The 850-nt window shown below is 73.9% G+C and carries 1 protein-coding gene; it reads right to left on the bottom strand.

Annotated features, from left to right (window positions below; all coding sequences use genetic code 11):
* On the bottom strand, nucleotides 1–850 hold an 850-nt coding region (locus C1I93_RS30765), incomplete at both ends, for an RDD family protein (protein WP_111246721.1).

Below are 850 nucleotides of genomic sequence, written 5' to 3'. Positions count from 1 at the left end.
GTTGGCGGGGGCGTCAGGGGTGCGGGGAACCTTCACCACCACGGTCTGCGCGCGCTTGTCGTGCAGCGCCTGCCGCAGCGGGTGGTCGAAGAGCGGGGAGAGCGCGTCGATCAACTGGAGCAGCAAACCGAGGCCGCAGCAGTACCAGAGCAGGGTGGGCAGGCCGAGGGTGTTCCACCGGCGCAGGGCCCGGCCGAAGCCGAGCGGCGCGTCCGCCTCGACGGGCAGCACCTTGATGCCGACCACCCGTTTGCCGAAGGTCTGCCCGTTGGCGGCCATCGCCGGCACCTCGTACGCCAGCCAGAGTGACGTGGCGATCAGCAGGATCACCACCACCAGCGAACCGGCCTGCTCGCCCGCGGCCGGGAACTGGTCGGTCGTGGTGTCCTGCGCCTGTGCCCGCCGCCAGAACTCGTCCACCACGGGCGAGATCTCCTCCAGGTAGCGCCAGACGAACCAGCCGTTGACAAGCGCGTTGAGCAGGAAGACGATGCCGAAATCGATGAGCCGGGCGGTCAGCCGGGCACCGAACGAGGCAAGCGGCAACCCGTGCGGCCGAGGCTCCGGCGGACGTCCCGGCCAGGTCGGGTATCCCCAGCCCGGTGTGCCCCCCGGACCGCCGGTCGGCTGGCCCGGCGGCGCGCCCTGCGGCCAGGTGGCCGGGGGCCCTGGCGGCCAGGTCGCCGGCGGACCGGACGGCGGCGTGGGCTGCGGGCCGGCCGATCGGTCGGTCTGCCGGTCGGCCGACGTGCCGGTGGGCTCGGTCGCCGGAGTCGCCGGAGTCGCCGGTGTTGCCGGTGTCGCTGGTGTCGCCGGCTCGGGTTCGGGTTCGGGCTCGGGTGGGCCCGCG

This window comes from Micromonospora endophytica (genome assembly GCF_003236305.1).
Lineage (GTDB): Bacteria > Actinomycetota > Actinomycetes > Mycobacteriales > Micromonosporaceae > Micromonospora > Micromonospora endophytica.
This window is presented reverse-complemented; position numbering and strand designations above follow the sequence as displayed.